Consider the following 3538-nt stretch of genomic DNA (forward strand, 5'->3'; position numbering starts at 1 on the left):
CGACGCGACCGGGACCGCGCTGCTCACGGGCGCGGGCGCCCGACCGGGCGGTGCGGCTGCCCCCGCGGGCACGGCGACCCTCGTCGCCAACGACGGGAAGACGCGGACGTTCGAGCCCGGCACCGACGACGAGGCCGCGGACGACGACGGGTGGGACGGCTGGTCGCAGGACGAGGACGGCTGGTCCGACGAGGAGGACCCCGAGGGCGTCGAGTGGATCCAGGACGACCTCGACGCGTCCGAGGAGCCCGGCCCCGAGGGGTCGGGGTACGTGCGCCCGCCCACCGAACGGCGATGGGGCACCCTGCTCGCCGCCGGGCTGCTCGTGGGCGGCGCCGCGGGCACCCTGTTCCCGGGCGCCACGCTCGTCGTGGTCGGTGTCCTCATGCTCGTCGTCCGCACGTTCGGCACCGCCGTCGAGTCGATGCACACGCGGCGCGAACGGTCCGGCGTGCGCCGCTCCGACGTCCCCGTCACCGTCGCCGCGGGACCGTGGCACCTGCTGCGCGCGACCGCCGGGCTCGTGCCGTCGCTCGTCGTCGGCGCGAGCGTCGCGGTGGTCGTCGTGGGGGTGCTGTGGTGGCTGCTCGACTCGGGGCGCTGGACGATCGACGGCTCCCCGTCCGGGCTGCCCGTGCAGGGGCTCACGGCCTCGCTCGTCGTCGGCGCGCTGGTCCTGCTGGCCGTGCTCGTCGTGTGGTGGGGGCCGCTGTCGAGCATGACGCGCGTCGGCGCGCGCCGGACGCTCGCGGTCGTCGCCCCGGGTCGGCTCGGGGCGCTCGTGGCCGTCGTCGTGCTGCTCGCCGCCGCGGCCGTGCTGGTCGCCCTGCTGCTCGACGGTCGCCCGATCACCTGGTGGCCGCTCCCGACGCCGACGATGCCCTGACCACGCGTCGCGCGTCGCCGGACGCCGAGGGCGGCCGCGCTCCGGCGTCGCACCGTGGCGTCCGCCGCGTCCGACCGTTCCGACCCGGCCGGTCCGCACAGGTCCTGGCCCTACGCTGTCCCGCATGCGCGCACGACGAGCCCCGCTCGCGGACTCGCGCGCGCTCGTCGCCGTCGCCGGGCTCGCCGCCCTGCTCGGGCTCGCGATCGCCCTGTCCGGCCGGGTGCTGCTGCACCAGTGCGTGTCCGCCGTCGGCGTCGGACCGTGGGGCGTGCGGCTCCTGCTGCTGAGCGACGCGTCCGACTGCCCCGACGGCACCTACGCGTTCGGTCCCGCCGCCGGCGGTGCCGTGCTGCTGCTCAGCGTCGCCATGCCCGTCGTCCTCACGCACCTCGCGCTCGCGGCGGGCGGGCTCGGCGCGTCGGTCGTCGTCGCCCGCGCCGCACGCGGGGTCACCCGCCTCCTGCGGCGCTGGGTCGTCCGTCTCGACGACGCAGCCGTCCAGCTGCCCGTCGGCGTCGCGGCACCCGTCGACCGCGCCGCGCCGGTCCTGCGGGACCGCCTGCGCGTCGCCGTCCTCCCGGTCCGCGGACCACCGGTCACCGTCTCCGCCGTCTGACCGACCCGCCCGACCCCTCTTCTTCCCGGACCAGGAGTACCCATGCCCACGAACGACCCCCGCCCCACCAAGGCGGTCCGACGCGACGAGGCGCGCGCCAAGGCCGCCCAGATGCGCGCCGAGCAGGAGCGCAAGGCCAAGCGGAACCGCATGCTCGCGATCGGCGGCCTCGTGCTCGCCGTGCTCGCGCTCGGTGCCGTCGTCTTCTTCATCGTCAACCAGTCGAAGGAGCGCGCCGAGGCCTACGGCAGCGTCACGTACGGCAGCGGCGAGGAGGGCCTGGTGGCCCCTGCGCTCGCGGACGTCGAGGCCCCCGCACCCGCGAACGACGAGGGCGGGATCCCCGTGAGCCCCGCCGGCGTCGGCGAGCAGGGCGACGACGACACCGTGCTGTCGATCTACTTCGACTTCATGTGCCCCGTCTGCGGCCAGTTCGAGCAGACCAACGGCGAGGACGTGAAGGCCCTCACCGAGACCGACGGCGTCACCGTCGCGTTCCACCCGCTCGCGTTCCTCGACCACTTCTCGCAGGGCACGTTCTACTCGACGCGCGCCGCGAACGCGTACGCCGTCGTCGCCGACGAGTCGCCCGAGCACCTGGTCGACTTCATGTCCGCGCTGTACGCCGAGGACACCCAGCCCGCCGAGGGCAGCTCGGGCCTGTCGGACGCCGAGCTCGCCGAGATCGCGCAGGGCGTCGGGGTCTCCGAGGAGGTGACCGGGAAGTTCACGTCCACGGTGACCGGCACCTACGAGGTCGAGGCCGACGGCGAGACCACGACGAAGGACGGCGAGTGGCGCACGTTCGCGCCCTGGGTCAAGGCCGCCTACGCGTCTGCCCAGCAGCAGTTCCCCGACCTCGGCACGCCGTACATCCTCATCGACGGCGTGAAGTGGGAGGGCAACTGGCAGCAGCCGGGCGCCCTGCGCGCCGCCGTGGAGCAGGCCGCCGCCGCCAAGGGCTGACGCCCTCACTGCAGCACCGCCGACGGGCGGGCCGGACCCCGCGAGGGGCTCCCGGTCCGCCCGTCGGCGCGTCCGGCGTCGTGCGGCGCCGACCTGCGTCGCCGCGCCGTCCTGCGTCAGGCCGCGCGAGGGGCACCGGTACGCTGTCCCCGCCCGCCTCCTTAGCTCAGTCGGCCAGAGCACCTGTCTTGTAAACAGGGGGTCGTCGGTTCGAATCCGACAGGGGGCTCCACGCACCCGCCGCGCGAGACGCGGCGTACCGCACGAGAATCGGACGGGTCCGCAAGCCCCGGTGCCGGTGCGCGCGTCCTGCTCCGCCGGCCCGCGGAGAGGAGACCCTCGTGACCTACCGCATCGGCTACTTCGTCGGCAGCCTGTCGAGCAGCTCGATCAACCGCCGCCTCGCGCAGGCGCTGATCGCGCTCGCGCCCGACGAGCTCGAGTTCACCGAGATCCCGATCGGCGACCTCCCGCTCTACAGCCCCGACCACGACGCGGACTACCCGGCGCCGGCGCGTGCGCTCAAGGACGCGATCGAGGCGTCGGACGGGATCCTGTTCGTGTCGCCCGAGTACAACCGGAGCATCCCCGGTGCGCTGAAGAACGCGATCGACTGGGGGTCGCGGCCGTGGGGGACGAACTCGTTCGCGCGCAAGCCGACGGGGATCGTCGGGGCGTCGATCGGTGCGGTCGGGACGGCCGTCATGCAGTCGTCGATGCGCAGCGTCCTGAGCTTCCTCAACGCGCCGCAGCTCAACTCGCCCGAGGTGTACATCCAGGTCACCGAGCAGACGTTCGGCGACGACGGGTCGGTCGCGGACTCGTCGCTCGAGCAGTTCCTGCGGCACTACATGGAGGAGTACGGCTCGTTCGTGGAGCGCGTGCTGTCGGTGACGGCACCGGGGCACATCGGCGACCGGGAGCAGTGACGGGTCGCGGCTGAGCCCGGCCGGCGGCGACGGGGGCGCGCGGTGGGAGCCGGGTCGTGTGCTCGGTCCACCCCGCACCGTCGAACCAGCGCAGGACGCCAGGCGTCACACCGTCGGCGTACCACCCGGGCGCATGCT

The 3538-nt window shown here is 74.5% G+C and carries 3 protein-coding genes, 1 tRNA gene and 2 pseudogenes; 5 read left to right on the forward strand and 1 reads right to left on the reverse strand.

Features of this window, described 5'->3' with window-relative positions:
- The 5 genes and pseudogenes from HGA02_RS13300 to HGA02_RS21005 form a co-directional block, all read left to right on the forward strand.
- Positions 1-886: pseudogene (locus HGA02_RS13300) on the forward strand (serine/threonine-protein kinase); the annotation flags it as partial.
- Between the two features lie 124 nt (positions 887-1010).
- Entirely contained in the window at positions 1011-1505 is a 495-nt protein-coding gene (locus HGA02_RS13305; RefSeq protein ID WP_168679411.1) for a hypothetical protein, read from the forward strand.
- 42 nt (positions 1506-1547) lie between these two features.
- On the forward strand, positions 1548-2471 hold the full coding sequence (locus HGA02_RS13310) for a DsbA family protein (RefSeq protein ID WP_168679412.1): 924 nt from the start codon (positions 1548-1550) through the stop codon (positions 2469-2471).
- Positions 2472-2626: 155 nt separating this feature from the next.
- Positions 2627-2703: transfer RNA gene (locus tag HGA02_RS13315), tRNA-Thr, on the forward strand.
- A gap of 109 nt (positions 2704-2812) precedes the next feature.
- A complete protein-coding gene (locus HGA02_RS21005) occupies positions 2813-3400 on the forward strand; it encodes an NAD(P)H-dependent oxidoreductase (RefSeq protein ID WP_168679413.1) in 588 nt (195 codons plus the stop codon).
- A gap of 43 nt (positions 3401-3443) precedes the next feature.
- On the opposite strand, the pseudogene HGA02_RS21845 reads toward HGA02_RS21005, so the two are convergent.
- Positions 3444-3538 (reverse strand): annotated as a pseudogene (locus HGA02_RS21845) (DUF2510 domain-containing protein); the annotation flags it as partial.

This window comes from Cellulomonas septica (genome assembly GCF_012396155.1).
GTDB classification, from domain to species: domain Bacteria; phylum Actinomycetota; class Actinomycetes; order Actinomycetales; family Cellulomonadaceae; genus Cellulomonas; species Cellulomonas septica.